Origin of the sequence: Acetobacter farinalis, from assembly GCF_011516935.1 — a bacterium.
Lineage (GTDB): Bacteria > Pseudomonadota > Alphaproteobacteria > Acetobacterales > Acetobacteraceae > Acetobacter > Acetobacter farinalis.
Window position 1 is genome coordinate 25,601 of record NZ_WOTF01000016.1, and the last position, 24,993, is coordinate 50,593.

Below are 24,993 nucleotides of genomic sequence, written 5' to 3' on the forward strand. Positions count from 1 at the left end.
GATTTCACTGCCACAGTCCGTGCTGGCAGGTGGCCAGTGCGGCATCCACCCCCGCGCCGCGTCTGGCCGCATAGCCCTCCGCCGCCAGACACGCTTCCAGCGCCCCGAGTGTCTGCAAGACAGCCTGTTTTCTCGCGTTGTAGCCCATCACCCCGATGCGCCAGATCTTCCCGGCCAGCGGCCCGAAGGCGGTGCCGATTTCAATCCCGAAATCTTCCCGCATGCGCTGGCGCACCTGCTCGCCATCCACCCCTTCGGGGATCCAGACACCGGTGACATTCGCCATCCGGTGCGCATCATTCCCGAAAACAGTCAGGTCCAACGCCCGCAGGCCCGCCACCATGGCCGTGCTCCCGGCCTTATGGCGGGCAAAACGGGCCTCCAGCCCTTCTTCCAGCATCACACGGGCCGCCTCCCGCGCGCCGTAGAGCATGGTCGTGGCTTCGGTATGGTGGTTCAAGCGCCGCTCGGACCAGTATTCCATGATCATGGCCAGATCGAAATAGTTGGAGCCGATGCGCGCACCCCGGCCATTATCCGTATCTCCACTGCGGATACCGGCCTCCACATGCCGCCGCGCCATGATATGCGCCGCGGCACGGTCAGAAATGGTGATGGGCGCAGAACCGGGCGGGCCGCCCATGCATTTCTGCAAACCGGCGGAAATGACATCAATGCCCCATGCGTCGGTCTTCACCGGCATGCCGCCCAGCGTTGCCGTGGCATCCACGTAGGACAGCACATCATAGGTCCGGCACAGCGCGCCAACACCGTCCAGCGGCTGGGCCATGGTGGTGGAGGTATCGCCATGGATACAGGCCAGAACCTGCGGGCGATGGGTACGCAGCGCCTCTTCAATCTGCTCCAGCGAGGCAACCTCACCCCACGGCAGATCAAGCGTGCAGATTTCCGCGCCAATCCGTTCCGCAATTTCGGACAGCAGCAGGCCAAAACGCCCGGCACGCACAATCAGGATTTTACTACCCGGCTCAACGAGGGACACCAGAGCCGCCTCAATTCCCGCACGGGCGGTACCGTCCACCAGAAAGGTCCAGCGGTTGTCAGTCATGAAAACCTGACGGTACAGCGCCATGGTTTCATTCATATAGGCTGTCATTTCCGGATCAAACTGCCCCAGCATGTCCGCCGCCATGGCGCGCAGAACACGCGGATGCACATTCACCGGCCCCGGCCCCATCAGGAGGCGCTGGGGCGGGTCAATCTGGCCGAAAAAATCGTTTCCCATCAAACAGGTCTTTCCTTGCTGTCCAGATAGTGTCCGGCAAACTCTTCGATAAAACGGGTCATGACCTGAAAGGCCTGCTCAACATCCGCCGCATCCACCGCCTCAGCCGGATTATGGCTGATCCCGCCTGCACAGCGGATAAACAGCATGCACACCGGAGCAAGGGCGGCCAGCACCATGGCGTCATGCCCTGCCCCGCTCACCATACGCCGGGCAGCCTCTCCGGTTATGGTGTAGACAGCATCCCCCAGAAGGCGGGTCAGGCTGGCATCACAGGGGGTGGCGGGCAGATCCTGCTGCAGTGTCATTTCAAGGGTTACATTCCGCCGGGCAGCCAGCGCTTCCAGCGCGGTACGGATCTCCTCCGCAGCGGCGTTGCGCACCGCGGCCTCGCCCGCCCGGACATCAATACTGAAAACCACATGCCCCGGCACAACATTTGGCACGCCGGGAGAAACGTTCAGTTGCCCGACCGTTGCGACCAGATCAGGCGGCCCGGCGCGGCCAACACTCTCAACCGCCAGAACCGCTTCGGCAGCAGCGGCCAGAGCATCCTGCCGCAAGGCCATGGGTATTGTGCCCGCATGTCCGGCCACGCCCTGAATGCTCACCCGGAAACGATATTGCGCGGCAATGGCTGTCACCACACCCACAGCACGATTTTCCGCTTCCAGAACAGGCCCTTGCTCTATATGCGCTTCGAGATACGCCACATAATCTTCAGGCCTCCGCGCCGCCTTGGGCATGTGCTCCAGCAGCAGCCCTTCTTCGGCAAGGGCTGCCTGCAAACTCACCCCGGCGGCATCGTGCATGCCAACGGGCGCTTCCTGCAAAAGCCCGGCCACAGCCCGGGATGTCAGCATGGATACGGGAAAGCGGGACCCTTCTTCATCCCCAAACCCGATCACTTCCAGAGCAAAGGGAAAGCGCACGCCCCGTGCCGCGTAATGTGCAACCACCTCTATGCCCAGCACCACACCCAGAGTGCCATCATACCGCCCGGCATCCCGCACCGTATCAAGATGAGACCCGATCAGGAGCGCCGGGGCATCCGGCTTCAGCCCTTCATACCGCCCCACACTATTTCCCGCGGCATCAACGCGGGTGTTCATTCCGGCCTCCTGCATCCACCCGGCAATGCGGGCGCGGGTCGCCCGATGGGCAGCACTCAGATACGGCCGGAACAGTCTGTCGTTTTCTTCAGAATACGGCGCGGCACCCAGCGCATCACACCGCGCCACCGCGCGATATCCGCCGGGCGCAGAGGCCGCTCCGTCGGCTGTGCCTGAATGTGTGCCGGAACAGTCTGAAGGCATCATAAAAAGAGGCTCCTGCCTGCGATCGCGCACACTCGTTTCAGTTCGCATACAATCTTGCATACAAGAAAACGGTCTTGCAAGCCCCTTCTACGCCCCCTCCCTTCAGTCGGAACTGTTCAGAGCGGCTTTCAGATTTTTCAGGCGCTTGAGCACATGGCGCTCATTCAGGGCATTTTCCACATGCCTCAGATGCTTATCCATCAGGCGGGCGGCCTCCGGCACATCTCCTGCCTCCAGCGCATCAATAATCACCTCATGTTCCGCGCTGGACTCACAGGCATCGTGAGAAGACTGATATAAGGCGGCAATCAGTACCGTGCGGGTTGTAAGATCCTGCAACAGAGCCGCCAGCACCGGGCTGCCCAGTGTTTCCGCCAAGCAGACATGGAAATGCCCGAGCAGATAGCTGCGCTCCGCCCGATCCGCTTTCCTGATAGCCGCCTTCTCTGCCTGCACATGCGCCCTCAGGGCCTGAATGGTCCGGGCGTCCCCCTTCCCCAGCGTGACCAGCATGCCCACTTCCAGCGCGCGGCGGGCATCCAGCGTATGCCGGGCCTCCTCCTCCGTCGGTTCAATCACAAACCAGCCCCGCCGGGAGGAAACCTGCACAATCCCTCTGGCCTGCAGGCGCATCATGGCCTCTCGCACCAGCGTGCGCGACACCCCGAAAATTTCGGCCAGTTCCTTCTCACCCAGACGCTCCCCCGGAGCGATCTGGCCAGAGAGGGCCGCATAGACAATGCGATCCTCAATCCGGCTGGACGAGGCACCCTCTTCAGGTAGGGAACTCAGGGTCATGCAGTCTCTGCCCAACATCACAAGTTACTCAGATAGCCAGAGCCAGATGACAAGCCACCGGCCCCGGCACACCGCTTCCTGCAGAAGGCGGACAAGAGTCTTTTAGCTTTAAAGCCTTAATCCGGCCAGACTTTCATAGTTCAATGGGCCTTCAGGTCTTTCCCGCCCTGCCCGGGGAAGAATGTCAGGCACTTTGATTAAGAAAAAACGGATTTGTCGGGATATTTTTACCTTTCAGACATACGAAAGTAACTTTTCTGCTCTGGACATCCCACCCGACACACGCTTTTCTCCTGACAAAAAGCGTATTGCAGACTGCCGATACACCTCTGGTTCTACAAGGATTTTAAAAGCGATGTCCTCACTCAGCCCGTTTGCTGGCAAGACACTTGATCAGTCCCGGCTTACAGACATCCCGGCTCTGGTTGCTGCCTATTATGACCGTAAGCCTGATGTTTCCATCCCCACCCAGCGCGTGTCCTTTGGCACATCCGGGCATCGTGGCTCTTCCCTTCACACCAGTTTCAATGAAGGGCATATCCTTGCCATCTGTGAGGCCATCTGCCGCCACCGCAAGGCCGAAGGCATTGATGGACCGCTGTTTATCGGGATGGACACCCATGCCCTCTCCGGCCCGGCCCAGCGTTCGGCCATTGAAGTCTTCGCAGCCCACGGTCTGGACGTCCGCATAGACGAGCATGACGGGTTTACCCCAACCCCGGTCATTTCCCACGCTATTCTGGCCTATAACAAAGGCCGCAGCACGGGGCTGGCGGATGGTGTTGTCATCACGCCCTCGCACAACCCTCCGGCAGATGGCGGGTTTAAATACAATCCGCCCAACGGTGGCCCGGCGGATACAGCGGTGACCAAAGCCATTCAGGATATGGCCAACAGCTTTCTGGCCGATAATCTCAAAGAGGTTAAACGCCTGCCCTATGAAGAGGCCCGCAAAGCGGCCTGCATCAAAGGGTATGATTACATCACGCCATACGTGGCAGATCTGGACTCCGTGATCGACATGAAGGCCATCCGGGATGCCGGTGTAAAAATCGGGATCGACCCGCTGGGTGGGGCTGCCATCCGCTACTGGCAGCCGATTATCGCGCGGTATGGCCTGAACGCAACCGTGGTTAACCAGACCGTGGACCCGACTTTTTCCTTCATGACGGCTGACTGGGATGGCCAGATCCGCATGGACTGCTCCTCTCCTTACGCCATGACCAGCCTGATTGGCATGAAGGACCAGTTCGATGTGGCCTTCGCCAATGATACGGACGCCGACCGCCACGGCATTGTCGCCAAACCGGATGGCCTGCTGAACCCCAACCATTATCTGGCAGTGGCCATTTCCTACCTGTTCCAGAACAGGCCGGAGTGGAGTGCTGATCTGGGCGTGGGCAAGACACTGGTCAGCAGCGGGCTGATTGACCGTGTTGCAAAAGAGCTGGGCCGCAAGCTGGTTGAAGTGCCTGTCGGGCTGAAATGGTTTGTGCCCGGCCTGATTGATGGCTCTCTGGGCTTTGGTGGCGAAGAAAGTGCAGGCGCCACCTTCCTGCGCCGTGATGGCACGGTCTGGACCACGGATAAGGACGGCATCATCCTCGGTCTGTTGGCTGCGGAAATTACCGCAAAAACCAGCAAGAACCCGAGCGTGCTGTATCACGAACTCAGCACGCGCCTCGGCACGCCGTTCTATGCGCGGATTGATGCCCCGGCCAATGCCGAACAGAAAGCCAGACTGGGCAAGCTCTCCCCGGAACAGTTCCCGCTGGAAACACTGGCTGGAGACAAGATTATCAGCAAGCTCACTCGCGCGCCGGGCAATGATGCCCCCATCGGCGGGCTGAAAGTGGTGACAGAAAACGGCTGGTTTGCCGCCCGCCCTTCCGGTACGGAAGATGTTTACAAAATCTATGCAGAGAGCTTCAAAAGTGAAGAGCACCTGCTCGCAATCCAGAGAGAAGCGCAGGCGGCCATTTCCAGGGTCTTTGCGTCCTGAATCCGTTCAGGCCCGCTGCCCCATACAGTGAGCAAGGCGGGATTTTTTAAACACTCTCCCACAACAATGGCGCATTATCCTGCGGGGTAATGCGCCATTGCTTTACCCTCGCCTCCTCCCACCACCTCAGCCGACGAACAACCAAAAAAATGACTGACACAGTCTGTTAACCGGGCCTCTATAATGGCTGGGTAGAAGACGTATTCCGTGATAGTGTCCACGGCGGCATGGACCGACAACTCATCACCATCTGTCTTCTGACAGCAGGCATTAACCTGATTGGCACCCTGGCCTATGCGGCCCGCATCGCGGGGGTGCGGACCGGGCGAATTGCCATGAGTTTTGCGCTGTTCAACATGCTGGTTTTGGTCAGCCGCACGTCAAACAGCTTTCTCGGGCCATTCCTCGCGAAAAGAATAGAAATGCGCCTTGCCTCGGGCGGTGGTGATGCACTGCTCGGCGATTTTCGTCTCGTTCTCTTGAGTGCAACACTCGCAGTTTTTGCCGGCATTATGATGGTGCCAACCGGACAACGCATGTTCGTAAGAGCCATCAGTCATTTTCAACGCCATCGATCAACTGGACGCTTGTTTCTGAGAGCCGCCAGCCCCGCGGGCTTCATAGCTCTCAGAAATTCAGTAACTTTACCGGCACGCGGTCAGATCCGCGCCCTGACGAAAGAACGAGGGGTAGGATGGGGTGTCCTTCTCGCCAATGTTCTGGCACAGGCACTGATTACAGTGGGCGTGCTGGCATCACTCTATGCGGGGTATCTCAATCCTGCCTATCGTGTCACGGCATCGCAGCTTTCCGCAGTGATCAACGGCGTTGCGACAATACTGCTCTTCGCTTTGATAGACCCTCAACTCTCTGTCATGACAGATGATGTTGTCGAAGGGCGTGTTGACCCCGGCCTGTTCCGCCGCACCATTGTCTGGATATCCATAAGCCGATTAGTGGGCACAATCATCGCGCAGGCATTTTTTATTCCGGCAGCCCTGACAATCGCATGGATTGCCAATCACGTCTGATCTTGTAACAAGAACTCCTTCCTTGCGGTAAATATTTTATGTAGTGAAGAATGAATAATTAAACGTTTTATATATAAAAACTAGCGGTCAGGTTGATAGAAACATAAAAATATACCTCGCATGCTATCATGCAGCCTCTCTGACGGCATATCTCTGGATTATGGATAATCCCTTTAATATATATCAAATTTTCCATATTCCCTGTAAAGCTCGACAAATAAGACAATATAGTTTCCTCAATACCCATTATACCTTCCCCTTCCAATCATGAAGGCCGTATCGGCGGTCCGATTGTCCGACCACAGCCACAGAACACAGACATCCCGGAAAAACGTGAAAAAGACGACCGCGAGGCGGACTGTTCACAGAGATCCATACCCATGTCACGCAACCGTTACCTGCTGGGCCTCATGACCATACCCGAACAGGATACGGCCCCCTGAGATGACTACTTTCCTTAGAGCAGACCCCGTTCAAACGGAGCGTTACGAAGAGACGCGGATACTTTTTAAAACAATAAGATAGAGCCTTTCCTGTGAAGCGGAATTTAGCAGAAACGCTCTGGTCGCCCGGCTCTCTCCGCTTATCACTCCGCTTGAATGACAGTCCCAAAATAAATGCGGAATGACACAAGTGTTGTGTTTCCGTTACGAAGAAAATATTTGCATTGTGTTAACATATACCCGTATGCAGAAAGAAAATAAAATATAACACACATGCAGATTCTCAATAAAACCAACAAGAAGAAAAGCATGACGAAAAGCAACTATAATTCCACGCCCGTACACCGAAGCGATGCTCTGCCATCAGAGGATACACCCGGAGCAGACCACCCACCGCGACAAAAGCTTTATAAAGCGGTCATTCAGGTTGCCTGCGGCAACATGCTGGAAATGTATGACTTCATGGTTTTTGGTTTCTATGCTTTGGCTATAGGGCATAGTTTTTTTCCGTCATCAGATCCCACGTCAAAACTCATGCTTGCTCTGGCAACTTTCGGGGCAGGTTTTCTCATGCGCCCTCTTGGCGCACTGGTGCTCGGAGCCTACGTCGATCGTATCGGGCGGAGAAAAGGGCTGATTGTCACATTGAGCTTGATGGCGGCAGGCACTCTGATCGTGACCATAACCCCTGGCTACACGACCCTTGGCCTTATCGCACCAAGCGTGGTGCTTCTCGGACGCCTGCTGCAAGGGTTTTCAGCTGGTGTGGAACTCGGTTCCACTTCTGTCTATTTATCGGAAATAGCAAGTCCTCATAATAAAGGTTTTATTGTCTCCTTTCAATCAGCCTCACAGCAGGTGGCCGTGATGGGGGCAGCTGGCCTGGGTGTCGCCATGACATCATTCCTGCCTCAAGCAGAAATCATGTCATGGGGTTGGCGTATCCCTTTTCTGTTGGGATGCCTTATCATCCCGATCCTCTTTTTTCTTCGGCGCAATCTAGAAGAAACTGAAGTCTTTACTTCAGTTCATTCCCACCCCCGCTTTTCAGAAACCCTGCAAACCATCTATCGCGAATGGCGCAGCATTGTTGTGGGGGTTCTGATGGTGCTGATGACAACAACATCCTTCTACGTCATTACAGCTTACACACCATCATTCGGCACTGCGGTTCTACATCTTTCCGCACATGACAGTCTTGTAGTGACTTTGTGCGTGGGCATCACAAACTTGCTGCTGCTTCCTGTTTTTGGCGCTCTGTCTGACCGAGTGGGCCGCAAAAAGCTTTTGCTGACAGCCACCATACTTGCAATTCTCACGGCCTATCCTGCCATGTCCTGGCTGATTGCAGCCCCTTCTTTTCTCAAATTGCTGGGTGTCGAATTATGGCTAGCCACGCTCTATAGCCTTTATAATGGTGCAGCAGTTGTCTACCTGACTGAAATTGTCCCGCCCCGCATCCGCACAACCGGATTTTCTCTGGCCTACAGTCTGGCAACATGCGTTGGCGGTTTCACACCGCTTATCTGCACAACGCTTATTCAGAAAACAGGAAACAGCGCCATGCCAGGAGCCTGGCTGGCTGTTGCAGCAGTCTGCGGGCTCGTCGCCACTCTCCTTGCCCGCCCGTATGACTCGCAACCTGCCTGATCCGAACAGCACCAGGTTTCTGGCTATGAACAGCTCTCGATCCATCACAAAGGCTATTTCACAGTATTCCTGTCGATGCACCAAGATGATTGCAGGGCTGGGTATAGTCGGAATTCTGGTCCAGCCGCACCATGCTCTGGCCGCATCAGACAATCCTGATGTGCAGGAACTGATGCGCTTGGTAAAACTACAGTCACAGCAAATTCACGAGCTGCAAACCCGTCTGTCCAAGGTAGAAAAACACGCAGGCCCCAGCCATAGTAAAAAAAATGTGACTGTCACGGGCAATACTCCACCACATCCTCCGCCTCGCATACTACAATCCGGCCCTGTCGAGCCTGTAAAATTCGCTGGGGATGAAACCGCTTCTCAGAAGACTGTAAAATACCCGCTCACTCCTGCTCCGCCTGGCACCTACGCCGCTGTTTCTGATATTCCCGTCAACGCGTCCCCTGTGATGGGTGTTACGTCCCAGATTCCCTCTAATTCCACGACAACCTCTATAGGAGGGCTGGTTTTGAAATGGGGAAAAGGATTACCTGTTTTTACCACTCCTGACGGCTCCTTCTCCTTCAAGGTACGTGGCAGGGTATTGGCTGATTATGGCGCCACTTTTGGAAGCCGTTATCGTGACCTCAATATTTCCCGCACAGTCATGCGCGCAGCCCGTCTGGGAGTAGAAGGGAACGCCCGCCAGCTTTCCTGGGTTTTTGAAGCCGAGTTTGGGGATAACAAGCCTGAAGTCATGAGTGCATTCATGATGTGGAGTCAAAAAGTCCAGAAAAAAACTTTAGATTTCGCACTTGGAAATATTTTCAACGAGCGTGGATTTGACGGCAGCACAGGCTCTGCACAAACTGTCTTTCTGGACCGGGATCTCGTTGCCAACACCATTCTACCAGCCAGAGGTTGGTATGGAATGGGCGGAATGTTCAAGGCCATCGGCAAGAACTGGCACGTCGCGATTCAGATTGCGGGTGATAATGTCAACTCAGCAAGTGCCTCCGCGAATGTGCGGGACAACATGACTTATATGGCACGTGCGCACTACATTCCATGGCGCAGTAACAAGGCTCTTATCCATCTGGGCGTCTGGGGTTTTTACGAAGATGTTAAACCCTCCACCAGTTTCTCTCAGAGCGTACGCCTGCTGGCCAGAACGAATGATCCCTTCGCCATGCAGCTCGGACCCACAGTTCCGCTTTCCAACTCTCTGGCTGGTGGCGTCGAGCTTCTTGGAATCTGGAAATCAAGCTGGGCACTGTTTGAATATGGAGCACGGCATCTGCAGTTCCGCGACACACTCCCCACTGACACGCAATACGCATCGTATCTTGGAAAATCAGGCACGACACAGGCTCTGAGTGCTCAGGCGGGCATATTCCTGAGCGGGGAAACACCAAATTATTTTGCCCGCACAGGCATGTGGTCCTCACCACGGCTGTTGCATCCCGTCATCGATGGTGGATGGGGAGCATGGGAACTCTCCGGTAGATGGGACTGGGCTGATTCGTCTCATGTTCTCTCAGGCGCACGGGCGTGGACAGCCACCATCGGTTTAAACTGGTACCTGTTGAGCTTTGCCCGCATCACACTGAATTACACACATGCGCAAGTCACCAACAAATCCGGAAACTATATTGGCAACAACAGTGGCAATATCATAGGAGTCCGTTCGGGCATTATTTTCTGAACGCTCAGCTTGTCCAAAAAATTTAGAAATACCATATTTCGTTGCAGTTTTTCCCGCATAACGCTTGCTGCAACGTATCGTTGTTGCCCCCATACCTCTCGTTCTTTTTCGCAACGCATATCGCAGTCGTGGCTCATCATTTATAGCCCAGAAAGAGCATGTGCCTCTGTATATTTATGGTGCTACTCTATATTTATGGTGCTACTCTGCACGTGGTGCCGTTGAGTATAATCTCACGCAGCTTTGTGGTGGGATCGCTGTAAAAGTTCCAGGAAACTTCCCCTCCTAGAGAAAAAATTGGTGTATCGTGCATCAATTTACACAATATCGCCTGAAATCTATCAACTTGAGACTGATCCCGAAATTTCTCAATCATTGTCGTGTCTTTGACAACAACCTTATACACGATGGCGTTACCAACCACATCTGCTCCGACTATCTTTCCCAACGCGCCAAGCGCGGGCATGTGCTGTTTTTCCATATTCAGATTTGCCACAAGATAGTCGTGGATCATTTTCTCGGCGTCTTTGGGATTATTTTCTGTTTCGTAGGATTTTTGAGAAACATCATACGTCATGATGACATCTTTTGATCCTTCCATCCGGTAGTTTCCTCTTAAGATAAGGCCCGTTTTCAAAAGTGACACCATGTCGGGGTTTGAACAGAGTCTTTGCACCGCAATTTTCCGAAGCGCCTCACTCATCTGCGGGGATCCGCCCAACCCGGCTAAACCGTTCTTTGTCATCTCGACATTTAGAATAAGATATATCCCTGAACTTTCATACTCAGTGACCATGAGGCCGGGTTGAACATGCAACGGAAGTTGGCCACTTGCGTTTACAGCCGCTGCAACGGCGTGCGCAATAGCCGCAACCTGCTGCTCTGTATTAGCGAAAGAAACTGTGGGACAAAAAAGAATGAATATTAAAAATAAGCCTTTGAAAATACTTACCATAAATAGCCGCCCATCTTCCCGTTTCTGTTAGAAAAACAAAATTGATGATTTCCTCATGTTATAATCTGTATATTTTGAAACGTCACGCTCCACATGATACGAAAAATGCGATTACGGAAGCGAAGGCTGTCTCTCCGTCAAAACGGAACCGCAAAACGATCATCACGCACAATCAGGTTCTTTACAGATTCCGCAACCGTATCGAGCAATGTTTCAATCGACCCAGATATTTTGTCCTTTCATAATAGGTTACGATCGCAGAGCCATCCATTTCACAGACTTCGTTCATCTCTCAGACACCATGATTTAGTTAGCGTGAAAGTCGATTGAACCGGAAAACCAGCGCATGAACTTCAAAAAAATACCCCCGGAACTCTCCGGAGGCATTTTTCACACATTCTGTAAACACAGAGTGAATTTTAGAAAATCCAGGACACAGAGCCCTTCAGGCCGCTTTCAGAATAGCGCGCACCGTACTGGCCGGTATAGGAAACGCCAATACGAATACGTTTTGTAACCTGCGTCTGCACACCCACTTTCACCAGAGCCGCATCCTGCACCAGTGGCACACCGCCCACTTCAAAATCGGAGCTGCCGGAAATCAGCGCCTCACGCGTGGTGGGCGTGAGCGCCCCAAAGGCATGACGATAGCCGAGGGTCATACCGGGGATAAGAACTGCCTTGCCGACTTTGACGCTGGATGCCAGACGCGTGCCGAAGGTGGCATATGTCACGCCCGTATCCTGACCACGGCCATACAAGCTGGATACACCACCATGTTCCCGGAAGGATTTGGTCTGCTGGTTGATGTAAGCCACATCACCAAACGGCTCCACCATCACACGGCCCAGATCAAACCGATATCCAAGGTCCGCAAAAGCCTGCGCCGTGCCGCCATTGTAGCTGCTGTTCTGCCGGTCATAAAAACCGGGGAACGCCACCGTGCGGCGGGTGGAAAGCATGTTCCACGTATAGGTGGCACCCATCCGCAGCCCCAGACGCTTCCAGTGCGTGCTGGCATATCCACCCAGTGTCACGTTATCACTCCGCCCGGAAGCCGCACGGGCTGAGGTAGAGAAGCTGGAATGGCCGTATCCCACCAGCCCGCCAACATGCCAGCCCTGAATGGCCGAAGTATCGGCCCCCAGCACAAACCCGCCGGTAGAATTACTCATGCCGGCCGCATTTTCCGTGTGGCCGTTTCGGCTCCAGCTTCCGTAGGCCTGCATCCACAAGGTTTGCCCGGCGTTCTGATGGCACTGCGTGCCTTCCTGCACATGCCCATGCACGGCTGTTTTTGCCGTGCCACTCTGCGCGCCAAGCTGGCAGTCCGCAGCCCGCATGCGGTCAATCGCCACATCGCGGATTTCATAGGCGTCCTGAATCAGCGCCGTGCGGGCTGAGGCATGAATTTCACCGGACAGCGCATTAAAGGCACCGCGTGCATGAGCAAAATCAAGGGAAGTCACAGGACGGCTGACATCGGACGTCGGAGCAATGCCATCAAGTGCCGTGGCAACACCCTGTTCATTCCGGGTCTGCGCCGCGTCGGCAAATGTTGTCTTGCTGCGAGAGATTTCCAGCGCGACCAGATTCGGCTGGTAGGACACGCCTGTAGTCAGGAACGGGTAAAGAGCCGCATCCCCACTGAGGTTACTGACAACCTTGCCAAAAGTCCCCTGAACACCGCCGGTAGCTGTCAGAATGGTATAGCTTTGCCCCAGAGAGGGCGCAGGCATAGTCGCGGAGGCAAGGGCCATCACGGTACCTCCCTGCAGGACGGCGCGCCCGTTTACCGTTATCACGCTGGCCAGCGGAGACGACGACCATAGGCTATAAGCAGGCCCCGTAGCGCCGGTTGCCTTACCCGTATACGGATTATTCAGATGCACCAGATAGGTAGAGGCCGCACCTAGAGTAAGAGTCTGGTCCACACGCATGACACTGGGAGTTACGCTGTTGGCCAGACCGGGTGAGACATATCCGCTGTTAACAGAAAGACCGCCAGCATACTCTCCAGTGCCGGTTATGAAGCCGGTGGATTCAACAAGACCTGTCGTCACACCATTGTTTTCAAAATGCCCTGCATTTTCAACCTGTGTGTTTTCAAGGCGTCCTGTCAGGATCAGCTCACCTGCCTGACCAATGCCGGTCTTGCCTGTGTAGACACTGGTTCCGGTCAGAATTTCCTGCCCGGCGGCAATAATCAACCCGCCATGGGTCTGGTTCGCGCCGCCGGTCAGAACCGGAGCGGGCACAACATCCGGGCGGGTGGTACCTGCGGCATAATCATTCCGCAGAGAACCCGCAAACGTGCCCGATGCGCCGGAGAGAACCAGTGTGTTATCCCCCAGCACAACCTGCCCGTTACCACTCAGGGAGCGCAGGCTCTGCCCGCCGTCAGACCGTGTGATGTCCAGTGTGCCATTCACCCGCACAACGGAAGACTGCGCAATACTGCCCGGACCACCAAGGCCCAGCCAGCCGTTCTGGCTGATAGTGGTCGCCCCGGTATAGGTGTTCGTGCCGGTTACATACGCTACGGAGCCAGAAGAAATTGTAAGGCCGTTTGTGCCGGAAATAACACCTGCCAGCCCCAGCGGCCCCATATCCTGCGTTACCGTCAGCCCATTGGTGAAATTGGTGTCGGTCACAAAAAACGGAGTATAGCCGGTGATGGCACGCTGCAGGTCATACATGACCGCATTGTGCAGAAAGAACGAAATGCCATACAGCGCATAGCCATCATTCGTGTACGGATTGCTCCCTACACTCACCTGATTGGTCTGATCTCCCCCAAGCCCGTCAGCCGTGGAAATACTGACAGACTGTCCCCCTGCGACTTGCCCGGTCATTGTCAGGGTCTGGCCGGGATTTACATCCGTATCATACCCATCGCTCCCGGTAAGGCCCGCAGCGCTTGCCTGCTGCTGCAGGGTCGGGCTGCCAATGATAATGTTCGGCGTGCCGGAATCCAGCAGCGTTGGCATCGGGCCGGTGCTCAGGCTGTGATTGAGCGTGTAGTTGAAGAGCACATCAAACTGATGTCCGGAATTTGCGCCGGACAAAGGGAAAGTTCCAAGCACACCACGCCAGGGCACCTGCGTGAAAAACTGGGCCCGCAGTGCAGGCGTCAGGTCCATAATCAGGCAGGCCTGACCACAGTCACCTGGTGTGGTTGGCGTGCCATTGGCTTCAACAATATAGCCGGTCTGGCTCAGCTGCCCCGGCACACCACCGTTATCACCCGGATAGATAAAGTCACCTGCCCCCATAGTGCCATAAAAATGGCCTTCCTCCGGGGCTTGCCCCTGATCAAGCATCTGCTGCCATGTCAGATTCTGATAATAGGTCTGAGAGGGGTCCAGATTGGGCGTATTCGCCGGAATAATCTGCCCGGGTTCACCGTTCAGGCTGTCAAGCGTGGCGATAGAGGCCTGAATGAGCGCAACCCCCATTCCGCCGGATGTATCATAGCTCGCAACATTTTTTCCCGTCGTGCTGTTATAGAACTGCACGCTTGAAACTGTTGTATCGGACTGGAGATATCCGTAGGTGCCATCACCGTACATATAGCCGTACGGTGCACTGACTGCTGTTCCGGCCTGTGTGGGGAACCATGCGGGACCATTTGGCCCGCCATTCATGCCTACCGCGATATTGAAAGAGTCTGAACCGGTATCAAACAGATATTCCTCGGGCTGGGCATTATTCACCCCGGCCTTGATCCCGAGACGGCTGGCAGAATAGCCGTTGTCAGATTCCGTAATAATATCAAGCGGAATTTCTGCTGCGCGCGCCTGATGCTCATAGCAGGCAAAGACACAACTCATAAAAAACAGCCGACAGGAAACGGTGCGAAATGACTGCATTAGACGTCTCGATAATCAGGTTTATTTAAAACGTTACCTCTTTGTTATAATGTGTCTTGAATGACATGAAAGTCGTTTTCGATCTTATCGTTAAAAAATCGTCATCGTGTGCCTGAAAAGCATCACTTCAGAAATTCCGCATTCCGGCTTGTCAGGCCAACGCCCCTCATAGAGAGGGCGCGCTGAAGGTATCGCACTGCCGGATGTCACCGCTCTGCAACCCACGATTGAACCAGTTGGCACGCTGGGCGGATGTTCCGTGCGTAAAGCTGTCTGGCACGACATAGCCCTGCCCGGCCCGCTCCAGCCTGTCATCCCCCACAGCGGCCGCAGCGTTCAACCCTTCCTGAATATCACCGGACTGCAGGATTTTGCGTGCATCGTCCGCCCTCTTGGCCCACACGCCAGCGAAGCAGTCTGCCTGTAATTCGGTCCGGACAGAGGCGCTGGTGGCGCCACGCTCTGTAAGACCGCCATTCCGGCCATTCACCTTTTCCATGATCCCCAGTTCATTCTGGACATGATGCCCGATTTCGTGCGCCACAACATACGCCTGAGCAAAATCACCGCCCGCGCCGAGGCGGTTCTTCAATTCCTGGAAAAACGCGAGATCCAGATACACTTTCTGGTCTGCCGGGCAGTAAAACGGCCCCATGGAAGCCTGCGCATACCCGCAGGCGGACTGCACTGCTCCGGTAAACAGAACCAGTCGCGGTTCATGGTAGGTCCGGCCCAGTTGCTGGAAATAAGACGTCCAGACATCTTCCGTGGATGCGAGCACGCGGGAAATAAACTGCTTTTGCGGGTCCGGCCCCTGTGCAGACTGCTGCTGCACCACAGCGCTCTGGTTCCCACCGGAGGCGCTGCCCTCAAGCAGGCTGAAAACAATTTTGGGGTCTACCCCGAAATACAGGGCCCCAAGGGCCAGAAGCAGACCGCCAATCCCAATCCGGATGGGCGCACGCCCTCCGCCACTGCCGCCTGCCCCCCGTTCATCATCAATATTTGAACTTTCCCGCTCATCGTCCAGACGCATGCTTTCTTTCTCCTGTTTCCGATCTTCCGGATGCTCTGCAGACCTTTACCACGGACACCCACAGAAAAGAGAAGAAGAAAGAACAGGCCCCTTTAGGGCAGGACTCAGGCGCGCAGCGCACTCCGCCACCAGGAACGCCTGCTCTCCTCCTGCATACGGCCTGTGCGTGACACCGCACCCGGGGCGGCCGAGAAGGGATGCGTTACAAAGCGGGCAGGATCAACCACCCACCCGGCTGATCCGCCATGATGATGACTGAGCAGGTCAATCGCCCACTGTTCTTCAGCGCCATATCCGCCGCCAACAGGATTATCCCGGATGGTGAAGGATGTGCTCGGCCCGATCTTCCAGCGGGTCGCACTCAGGCACGGTGCAGGCCCGCTGGCCAGGAATGTTGACCGATACAGCAGAAAGCCGGTTGCCCCGCGCTCATGCGCGGCCCGCTGCAGGCGGCGCGTTGCGGCAAGATCCGGCGCGGCGCGGCTATCGACCACCACAGCGCCAACACCCGGCTCACGCAACACGGCCTCACACAAATCCACAAAGGATGCCTGCGTGGCTGTCACGCAGATCAGACGCCCAGGGTTCAGGCCAGCCTGCTCAACGCCTGCCACGCACAGATCAAGATAGTCTTCACCAACCCAGATGACCGCACCCGTCGTGCGGGCCAGCATGGCCGCAACAAAGCGCGAAGGTTTGGCCGCCACCTGCCGGTCACTCCCCGCGCCGAAAAATTCGTGAACCGTGCCTTTCTCCAACCCGCCCCCAAGGCGTGCGTCGATATCCGCCACACCAGTTGAAAGCCGGTGCGTCATGGACCCGCTGGGGGCCGTGTTCATCCGGGCGATACGCTCCCGCAGCAGATCAAGTGTATCTGAATGTGATGGCGCCATGAGTGCATCCTCCTGCCCTCTTTTATAATGAGAACAAATCAGGAACACAAGAAATTTCCGCACGTCCATCCCGGCCTGACAGACTTTCCGGACAGCCTCTGCCTCCTCACGCCCGAGCAATACCCCCAAGGGGTTCTGCATCGTGCAGGCTGATGATTAAAGGCTTTACAATGCCCTCCCGGTGCTTTCTTTAGGGGCCATTCGCCGGAACGGATGAGAGCTTTCACTCCATGCGCAGCCTACACACATCATCACCCTTCCTGGCGGCGTTTTGCCGCTGGCTGGTGGTGTTCTGTGTTCTGATCGGGCTGGGCGGGCAGCTTCTGCTTCAGAGTAACGCTCTGCCGGACGAAGCCCCCCGCGTGACTTTTGAACGCCTGACCGGCCTGCATATCGGTCCGGCGGAACTCCCGCCAGCCAGCATGCAGGACAACATGCAGGGCATGTCCATGGATATGCCGATGGTTGGGCACATGATGCCCCATATCCCGGCACCGGGGCACCCCGACCATCATCATGATGGTTCATGTCCGCTCTGCCCGCTTCTGCATCTTCCTGCGGTGATTTTCAGCGCGGCGTTCATGGCCGCACTGATCCTGATGGCATGGGGCCGCTCGCCTTACAGCGCCCGCCTTCCCTGCGCCCCCCCACCGCGCAGACCGGCCTTCCGCCCGCCCTCTACAGGACCTCCGGCCTTCATCTGAAGCTCCCTCGCGCTGACGCCTTGCCTGTGCCTTCAGATATCCTGAACGCACGCATCGTCGGTTGTTTGTGTTTCAATGAAGGGTTTCAAGACCATGTCCCGTCCCTTTGTCCGGCATGCCCTGCGCACCGGGCTTGCCGCCGGCGGCTGTGCGCTGCTCATGAACTGGGGTTCTGCCTCCGCGGCAGACGCCCCGAACGCTCTCCCCGCCACGCCGGCCCCTGCAAACCTGTCCGCCGTTCTCGCCCCCGGACAGGCCGCTGAAGAAACAGACAGCACATCCTTAGAAAATATCACGGTTAATGGAACGCGCCATCGCTCCTCGGCCAGCCCGGACACCGCCAGCCTGTTCCAGCACAGTCTTGGCTACAGCGCCTATTCCGCCGGGGGTGTCTCAGCCCTTCCGGTGCTGAACGGCATGGCGGATGAACGGGTGGCAACGTTTGTTGATGGCATGCGCATCCCCTCCGCGTGCCCCAATCACATGAACCCGGCAATGTCCTACATCGACCCGGACGCCGTTGCCTCCGCGACAGCCATTGCCGGGATCACCTCCGTCAGTCAGGGGGGAGACAGCACGGGCGGAACGCTTGAGGTCAACCGGAAAGACCCGATTTTTTCAGATACCTCAAAACTGCTTGTCACCGGCCACGTGCGCGGGGATTACCGCAGTAATGGCGGCGGCTCAGGCGCATCCGGCTCCCTCACAACCGCCAATGACTGGCTGAGCCTGCGCTATACCGGCTCCTACAGCCACGCCAGTGACTATCATACAGGCGGCAAAGGGCGGCGCGTTCTCTCCACTGATTATCTCAGCTTCAATCATGCCGTAACTCTCGGGGTCAAAAAGGAAAATCATCTGCTCGCCATCACGGCAGGGCAGCAGGATATTCCGTATGAAGGTTTCCCCAACCAGTACATGGACATGACCAACAACCGCTCCACTTTTGTAAACGGCAAATACAAGGGGGATTTTGACTGGGGCACTCTGGAAGCCCGCGGGTTCTGGCAGCGTGTCAACCACGTTATGAACATGCTGTCCGACAAAGGCGGCCACAGCCCGACCAAAGACATGCCGATGAATACGGACACCCGCGCCGCAGGATATTCCATCAAGGCGACCATCCCCCTCGGGCGCAACCACACGCTGGGGCTGGGCAGTTCCTTTGATCATAACGGCCTGAATGACTGGTGGCCGCCTTTGGTTGGCAGCATGATGATGGGACCGGGCACGTTCCACAACATCAATCAGGGGCACCGGGACCGTCTGGGGCATTATATTGAATGGAAGGCCCGATGGTTGCCACGTTTTTCCACGGAACTCGGCCTGCGGAATGATCTGGTGATGATGAACACCGGACCCGTCGCCCCCTATTCCTGGACAGGCATGATGAATATGGCGGACGCCATGGCGGCCAAGCGCTTCAATGCGGCCTCACGCGGGCGGACAGATACCAATTTTGATGTCACGGCACTGGCCCGCTGGGACATGCTGGACAGCCTGACTCTGGAAGGCGGCTATGCCCGCAAAACCCGCTCCCCCGGCCTGTATGAGCGCTACGCGTGGGGAGAAGGGGCCATGAGCTCAACCATGATCGGGTGGTTTGGGGATGGCAACGGGTATGTGGGCAACCTGAATCTGACACCTGAGATTGCCAATACGGCCAGCGCCACCCTCACCTGGCATGACCCGGTGGCGCAGGCGTGGGAACTCAAGATCCAGCCTTATTATACCTATACGCACCACTATATAAATGTGATGCGGATTGGCGCGCTGTCCAATGGCCTGTCAAAGCTTCAGTTCGTTAACCACAACGCGCAGAGCTACGGCATCAACAGTTCCGGCTTTGTCAGGCTCTGGAACACGCCAGCTTACGGCAAGGGGGAGCTCCGCGCCAACCTGAACTGGGTGCGCGGGCAGGATCTGGTCACGCATTCCGGCCTGTATCATCAGATGCCCGCCAACGGCTCCATCAGCCTGCATGAAACCTATGAAAACTGGACAGGCCGGGTGAGCGTCACCTTGGTGAAAAGCAAAAGCACTGTGGACTGGCTCCGCAATGAGCCCCGCACCCCCGGCTACGCCCTGCTCGGCGTGGGGGGAAGCTATCACTGGCGGGTTCTCACGCTGGACGCCAGCATCGAAAATCTTTTGAACCAGTCCTATTACCTGCCACTGGGAGGCCTCTCTCTGGGCGATTATCGCGCCACAGGGGTTCTCGGCCCCCTCCCGGGTCTGGGGCGATCTTTTAACCTCAGCCTGACCGCAACCTTCTGAAGTCTGGTCACACCCTGCTTTTTGATGCGCCCGCCGGGGGCATTGAACGGCAGGGCCGGACCTATGGAACACGCCGCACGGAAGCGTTGAACGCAAATCCGCGCAAGACGGAATAACGCTTTATAATAAGCGTTTGACGTGTTAGCTTTTTGTTTTGGAAATATTGGCTGGGAGACCTGGATTCGAACCAGGGCTGACCGGGTCAGAGCCGGTAGTTCTACCGCTAAACTATCTCCCAGCAAGGAGCATCAGATGGCTGCAAACTGCGGCCTTCGCTGCGGTGACGCCTTCCTAGCACCGTGATTTAGGGCATGCAAGTGCCTAAACGAAAAGAAATGTGTCTTTGTCACATAATTGTCTTGCTCCTTTGGCCTCCCTCCCCAAAAATGGGCGCAACAGAACTCAACCTCTTATTCAAAGGACCGGACAGATGGATCGTATCCCCCCCTGGGCCGGCCGCCCGGACAGACCAGCTTATCCTTCTCCTTTCCCCGGAACCTCTGAAGATGAGCTGTTCGCAGCGCTCGACCTTGGAACAAACAACTGCCGTTTGATGGTCGCAGCGCAAACTGCTGGCGGCTTTCGTGTTATTGACAGTTACAGCCGCATGGTCAGGCTGGGCGAAGGCCTGCACCATACCGGCCGGCTGGGCGAACCCGCCATGGAGCGCACGCTTGACGCCCTGCGCGCCTGCGCGGAGCGTGTCGGGCGGCGGCCTGTGAAAAATATCCGTGCCGTTGCCACGGAAGCCTGCCGCCGGGCTGAAAACGGCTCGGATTTTCTCAACCGTGTCCGCTCGGAAACAGGCTTTAATATCAATATCATCTCCGCACGAGAGGAAGCCTCTCTGGCGGTGGAAAGCTGCGCCAACCTCGTGCACAACCCCCGCTTCGGGCCGGTGCGCAACCGTGCGCTGCTGTTTGATATTGGCGGTGGCTCCACCGAAATTGCCTGGGTGCGTGTAGACGCCCCACGCCAGACGCATGAGCTGATCGGTTATCTCAGCCTGCCCGTGGGCGTTATCACGCTCTCCGAGCAGTTTGGCGCGACAGGGGAGGATGTTCCGTCCCGTTACAAACAGATGGTCGCGTATACAAAAGCTGCCCTGCAGGATTTTGAAAGCGTGCATCGTATCGGGCCGGAAATCCGACGCCAGCAAACCCGCTTTATCGGCACCAGCGGCACCGTTACCACGCTTGCCAGCCTTGTGCTGAACCTGCCGCGTTATGTTCGCGCGGCGGTTGATGGCTCACAGCTTCCGGCCATCAGTGCCCGTCGCGCCGTGCGGACATTGCAGGATATGGGTCAGGCAGGCATAGAACAGCATCCGTGCATCGGCCCGGATCGTGCCCCCTTTGTTTTGCCCGGGTGCGCCATTTTCGAAGCCATTCACGAAACCTGGCCGGTGGAAGATATTATTGTGGCAGACCGCGGGCTGCGGGATGGCATGGTTCTGCGGATGATCAACAAGACCGGCTTTTCCTCACGGAAATTCCCCAGAACGCCCACGTCCAACGGCCCCATCCCTTTCCTGCACCCTATTCAAGCAACAGGCTCATGAGCGATAAAAAATCCGGGACACCCCGGAAAACACCTTCCCTGCGCGTCCCCGGACGTGCGCGCACCAGCAGTGCGACACCCGGTGCCACCCTTGCACTGGATGATTCATCCGCCCCGCGCACCATGCGCACCAAATCTGTCAGCCTGCGCACGGCGCGCGGGCGGACAACCGCACAGCAGCGCTGGCTGGCACGGCAGTTGAACGACCCCTATGTGCAGGCCGCCCACAAGCAGGGCTGGCGCTCCCGCGCGGCCTTCAAACTGATTGAGCTGGATGACAAATTCCACCTCATCAAGCCGGGCATGCGCGTGGTGGATCTGGGGGCCGCACCGGGCGGCTGGACGCAGGTAGCTGTCAAACGTGGTGCGAATCGCGTTGTGGGGGTGGATCTGCTTCCGGTGGACCCGGTGGCCGGTGCCGATATTATTGAAGGAGACTTCACAGACCCGGAGATGCCGGAAAGGCTGGTCTCCCTGCTGGATGGCAAGGCGGATCTGGTTCTTTCGGACATGGCCCCGAATACAACCGGCCATGCCGCCACAGACCATGTACGGATTATCGGCCTGGCTGAGGAAGCCCTCTATTTCGCGTTTGAAATTCTCGCGGAAGGCGGCGGCTTTGTTGCCAAGGTTTTTCAGGGGGGCTCAGAAAAGGCCATGCTTGAAACCATGAAGCATGCCTTCACGCTGGTGCGGCACGCCAAACCCCCGGCAAGCCGGAAAGACTCAAGCGAACTGTATGTCGTCGCAACAGGGTTCCGGCCTGATCGCCTCAAGCAGCATCAGGAAAACAGCTAGAGCGCTGGGGGATTATTTCCCCCAGAGCCACGCAGCCCCCCGCACGCCGGAACTGTCACCGTGCCGGTTTTTCAGCAGTTCCGTGCGGCAGTCCGGGGTAATGGCGTATTTCTTCATCACCGCCGGAACACGCTCATAAAGTGTTTCCAGATTGGACACGCCCCCGCCCAGCACGATGGCGTCCGGGTCCACCATGTTGATCACCAGCGCGCAGGCGCGGCCCAGCCGGTCAACATAGGTATCAAGCGCACGGCGGGCGGTTTCATCCCCCGCAGCAGCGGCTTCCTCAATCCCATCAGCACTGCGCGTGCCCGGGCCTTTCCAGGCTTCGGCCAGCGCAGGCCCGCACAGGAAGCGCTCAAGGCAGCCGGAATTGCCGCAGAAGCAGGCAGGCATGGGGAATTCATCCTCACGTACCCACGGAAGCGGGATATGCCCCCACTCCCCGGCAATGTGGTGCAGGCCGGTCAGCGGTTGCCCGTTGATCACAAAGCCGCCCCCCACGCCCGAGCCGAGAATAACACCGAACACAACGTTGCGCCCGGCCGCCGCACCATCCACCGCTTCAGAGAGCGCAAAACAGTTGGCGTCGTTCTCCACCTTTACGGGACATCCGAGAACCTGCTCCAGATCCTTGCCGAAGGTCTGGCCATTCAGCCATGTGGCGTTTGCATTCTTGACCCGCAGCGTGCGGGAATCAATCGCGCCGGGAATACCCAGCCCCACAGTGGCGTCCGGCGCCGTGTGCGCACGCCCCTGCTGCACCAGGTCACGCAGTGCCAGAAGTAGATCATCGTAATTCCCGGGATTTGCAACCCGGTGCCGCAGGAGGATCTCTCCTTTTGAATCAAGGGCTGCTATTTCGAGTTTGGTACCACCAACATCGATTCCAAGGCGATAATCTGACATACAGCGACCTGCGTCTTCTTCCGGAAAGTAAATCATGTGCCGTGCGGCATGGGCTAAAACCGTGAAACATGCAATCACACATATTTCTCTCTCTATACAAGGCTCTGTGTCATGAATGAGGCTGTTCTTGATGCGCGGGGGCTTGGCTGCCCCCTTCCCGTTCTCAAAGCCAACCGCCTTCTGCGCGGCATGCAGCCGGGTGAAAAGCTCCGTGTTCTGGCAACAGACAGGGCTTCCATTATGGATTTTCAGGTTTTTTGCCGGGAAACCGGCCACGCACTGGTCGCGTTTGCCGATGAAAACGGCTCTCTTTCCTTCACCATCCGGCGCCGTACGGATATACCGTCGGCGTGAGGGCGGCATGTTTTATGTACCATTATGCCCCGCAAGGGTTGGCAGAGGCACGCTTATCGGAGTAATGCCTGCGCCTCATGACGGATAGGAAGGCCTGCGCTATGACGGATAACATCAAGTCTCTGTCCTTTGAGGAAGCGCTCTCCGAACTGGAGAAAATTGTGCGCGGCCTGGAAGGCGGCCAGCTGAAGCTGGAAGAGGCGATTGCATCCTACGAGCGCGGGGCCGCCTTACGCCAGCATTGTGAAACCAAGCTGAGCGAGGCCGAGGCCCGCGTTCAGGCGATCGTGCAACGGTCTGACGGATCGTTGGACATGAAACCCATGGATTGAGATGTCGATGACTGACCCGACAACCATCGCCCCCTCCCAGACGCACACCTCGGCCAATGGACCGCTGCTCAAGCACGCCATGTCCTCCCGTGCCAAAGTGATTGAATCGACCATTGATGCGCTTCTGCCGCCCACACGCGGTGGAGATGCCCGTCTGGTTGAGGCCATGCGCTATGCCACACTGGGCGGCGGCAAGCGCCTGCGCGGCTATCTGGTCATGGAAACCGCCAGCCTCTTCGGTGTGCCGGAGAGCCAGTCCGCCCGCGTTGCGGCCTCGGTCGAGATGCTGCACGCCTATTCACTGGTGCATGATGATCTGCCCGCCATGGATGATGATGATCTCCGCCGCGGCCAGCCCTCCACCCATCGCAAGTTTGATGAAGCCACCGCCATTCTGGCCGGTGATGCCCTTCAGACCAAAGGCTTTGAAATTCTGGCCGATGCCGCAACGCACGAAAGTGCAGCCGTGCGGATTGCCGTAATTACCGCTTTCGCACAGGCCTCTGGCGCTGCGGGCATGGTGGGCGGCCAGATGATTGACATGGAAGGCGAAGGCCGCGCCCTGCCGCTGGAAGAAGTCCGCCATCTGCATGCCCTGAAAACCGGCTGCCTCATTCGCTATTCAGCGGAAGCCGGGGCCATTCTCGGGCAGGCAGAGCCCGAGCTTCAGCAGCGCCTGCGCTCCTACGGCGCCAATATCGGCGCGGCTTTCCAGATTGCCGATGACGTGCTGGACGCCACAGCCACGGCTGAAGAACTGGGCAAGACAGCCGGCAAGGACGAAGCCTCCGGCAAATCCACCTATGTGGCCCTTCTGGGCATTGACGGCGCGCGCGCTGAAGCGGAGCGCATGGCCAAAAATGCCATTGATGATCTTGCTCCGTTTGGAGAGCAGGCAGACCGCCTGCGAGATCTGGCCTATTACGTTATCGAACGCAGGAACTGAGAAGAATGTTGGACCAGACCCCCGCGCACGGCTCTTCAGATACCGAGCCAAAAGCTGCCCAGACACAGATCCCCACTCTGGGCCGTTTTCCTGCTCTGGATCGGGTGACCTATCCGTCTGACATGCGGAACCTCTCAGTCGAGCAGCTCAAGCAGATTGCTGATGAACTGCGGGC

Annotated in this window: 19 protein-coding genes and 1 tRNA gene; 11 read left to right on the forward strand and 9 right to left on the reverse strand. The window is 56.9% G+C overall.

All coding sequences use genetic code 11. The features are described from left to right. Positions 1-4 precede the first annotated feature (4 nt). The 3 genes from GOB82_RS10580 to GOB82_RS10590 all read right to left on the reverse strand — a co-directional run bounded on the left by GOB82_RS10580 (position 5) and on the right by GOB82_RS10590 (position 3,363). Positions 5-1,246, reverse strand: coding sequence for a pyridoxal-phosphate-dependent aminotransferase family protein (locus GOB82_RS10580; RefSeq protein ID WP_166122856.1), 1,242 nt, complete (start codon positions 1,244-1,246; stop codon positions 5-7). Continuing rightward, on the reverse strand, positions 1,246-2,565 hold the full coding sequence (locus GOB82_RS10585; protein WP_242007350.1) for an allantoate amidohydrolase: 1,320 nt from the start codon (positions 2,563-2,565) through the stop codon (positions 1,246-1,248). The genes GOB82_RS10580 and GOB82_RS10585 overlap by 1 nt, the downstream gene beginning before the upstream one ends. A 102-nt stretch (positions 2,566-2,667) precedes the next feature. Then, positions 2,668-3,363: a GntR family transcriptional regulator gene (locus GOB82_RS10590; RefSeq protein ID WP_166122858.1), complete on the reverse strand. Its 696-nt coding sequence runs from the start codon at positions 3,361-3,363 to the stop codon at positions 2,668-2,670. 355 nt (positions 3,364-3,718) lie between these two features. On the opposite strand from GOB82_RS10590, the gene pgm reads away from it, so the two are divergent. From pgm to GOB82_RS10610, 4 genes are all read left to right on the forward strand, one after another. Next, the gene (gene pgm / locus GOB82_RS10595; protein WP_166122860.1) at positions 3,719-5,365 is read left to right on the forward strand and encodes a phosphoglucomutase (alpha-D-glucose-1,6-bisphosphate-dependent); all 1,647 of its coding nucleotides are present in this window, start codon (positions 3,719-3,721) and stop codon (positions 5,363-5,365) included. A 227-nt stretch (positions 5,366-5,592) separates the two neighbouring features. Continuing rightward, positions 5,593-6,396 carry a lipid II flippase Amj family protein gene (locus GOB82_RS10600; protein WP_166122862.1) on the forward strand — a complete coding sequence of 268 codons (804 nt, stop codon included), beginning with the start codon at positions 5,593-5,595 and terminating at the stop codon, positions 6,394-6,396. A gap of 716 nt (positions 6,397-7,112) precedes the next feature. Beyond that, positions 7,113-8,489 (forward strand): MFS transporter, encoded by a 1,377-nt coding sequence (tcuC, locus tag GOB82_RS10605; protein WP_242007351.1) that lies wholly within the window; start codon positions 7,113-7,115, stop codon positions 8,487-8,489. Between the two features lie 25 nt (positions 8,490-8,514). Beyond that, the gene (locus tag GOB82_RS10610; protein WP_166122863.1) at positions 8,515-10,182 is read left to right on the forward strand and encodes an OprO/OprP family phosphate-selective porin; all 1,668 of its coding nucleotides are present in this window, start codon (positions 8,515-8,517) and stop codon (positions 10,180-10,182) included. A 193-nt stretch (positions 10,183-10,375) separates the two neighbouring features. On the opposite strand, the gene GOB82_RS10615 is transcribed toward GOB82_RS10610, so the two are convergent. The 4 genes from GOB82_RS10615 to GOB82_RS10630 all read right to left on the reverse strand — a co-directional run bounded on the left by GOB82_RS10615 (position 10,376) and on the right by GOB82_RS10630 (position 16,938). Next, on the reverse strand, positions 10,376-11,137 hold the full coding sequence (locus GOB82_RS10615) for a hypothetical protein (RefSeq protein WP_166122865.1): 762 nt from the start codon (positions 11,135-11,137) through the stop codon (positions 10,376-10,378). Between the two features lie 419 nt (positions 11,138-11,556). Next, a complete protein-coding gene (locus tag GOB82_RS13460; RefSeq protein WP_242007352.1) occupies positions 11,557-14,970 on the reverse strand; it encodes an autotransporter outer membrane beta-barrel domain-containing protein in 3,414 nt (1,137 codons plus the stop codon). Positions 14,971-15,175: 205 nt separating this feature from the next. Beyond that, complete coding sequence (gene ypfJ / locus GOB82_RS10625; RefSeq protein WP_166122869.1) at positions 15,176-16,045, reverse strand: KPN_02809 family neutral zinc metallopeptidase; 870 nt, start codon at positions 16,043-16,045, stop codon at positions 15,176-15,178. A 104-nt stretch (positions 16,046-16,149) separates the two neighbouring features. Further along, entirely contained in the window at positions 16,150-16,938 is a 789-nt protein-coding gene (locus GOB82_RS10630) for an ImuA family protein (protein WP_166122871.1), read from the reverse strand. A 230-nt stretch (positions 16,939-17,168) separates the two neighbouring features. On the opposite strand from GOB82_RS10630, the gene GOB82_RS10635 reads away from it, so the two are divergent. Next, positions 17,169-17,642 carry a DUF2946 domain-containing protein gene (locus tag GOB82_RS10635; protein WP_194300457.1) on the forward strand — a complete coding sequence of 158 codons (474 nt, stop codon included), beginning with the start codon at positions 17,169-17,171 and terminating at the stop codon, positions 17,640-17,642. A gap of 93 nt (positions 17,643-17,735) precedes the next feature. Then, the gene (locus GOB82_RS10640; RefSeq protein ID WP_242007353.1) at positions 17,736-19,919 is read left to right on the forward strand and encodes a TonB-dependent receptor plug domain-containing protein; all 2,184 of its coding nucleotides are present in this window, start codon (positions 17,736-17,738) and stop codon (positions 19,917-19,919) included. 164 nt (positions 19,920-20,083) lie between these two features. Here the strand turns inward: GOB82_RS10640 and GOB82_RS10645 are convergent. Further along, positions 20,084-20,157 (reverse strand) — tRNA-Gln (locus tag GOB82_RS10645). Positions 20,158-20,349: 192 nt separating this feature from the next. Here GOB82_RS10645 and GOB82_RS10650 point away from each other — a divergent pair. Further along, a complete protein-coding gene (locus GOB82_RS10650; protein ID WP_166122873.1) occupies positions 20,350-21,480 on the forward strand; it encodes a Ppx/GppA phosphatase family protein in 1,131 nt (376 codons plus the stop codon). Then, complete coding sequence (locus tag GOB82_RS10655) at positions 21,477-22,277, forward strand: RlmE family RNA methyltransferase (RefSeq protein WP_166122875.1); 801 nt, start codon at positions 21,477-21,479, stop codon at positions 22,275-22,277. Before GOB82_RS10650 ends, GOB82_RS10655 begins: the two co-directional genes overlap by 4 nt. A 12-nt stretch (positions 22,278-22,289) precedes the next feature. On the opposite strand, the gene GOB82_RS10660 is transcribed toward GOB82_RS10655, so the two are convergent. Further along, positions 22,290-23,186 (reverse strand): ROK family protein, encoded by an 897-nt coding sequence (locus tag GOB82_RS10660; protein ID WP_166122877.1) that lies wholly within the window; start codon positions 23,184-23,186, stop codon positions 22,290-22,292. Positions 23,187-23,297: 111 nt separating this feature from the next. Here GOB82_RS10660 and GOB82_RS10665 point away from each other — a divergent pair, with 111 nt between their 5' ends. The 3 genes from GOB82_RS10665 to GOB82_RS10675 all read left to right on the forward strand — a co-directional run bounded on the left by GOB82_RS10665 (position 23,298) and on the right by GOB82_RS10675 (position 24,818). Beyond that, positions 23,298-23,540, forward strand: coding sequence for a sulfurtransferase TusA family protein (locus tag GOB82_RS10665; RefSeq protein ID WP_166122879.1), 243 nt, complete (start codon positions 23,298-23,300; stop codon positions 23,538-23,540). 77 nt (positions 23,541-23,617) lie between these two features. After that, complete coding sequence (locus tag GOB82_RS10670; protein ID WP_377791905.1) at positions 23,618-23,872, forward strand: exodeoxyribonuclease VII small subunit; 255 nt, start codon at positions 23,618-23,620, stop codon at positions 23,870-23,872. A 1-nt stretch (position 23,873) separates the two neighbouring features. Further along, on the forward strand, positions 23,874-24,818 hold the full coding sequence (locus tag GOB82_RS10675; RefSeq protein ID WP_166122883.1) for a polyprenyl synthetase family protein: 945 nt from the start codon (positions 23,874-23,876) through the stop codon (positions 24,816-24,818). Positions 24,819-24,993 lie beyond the last annotated feature (175 nt).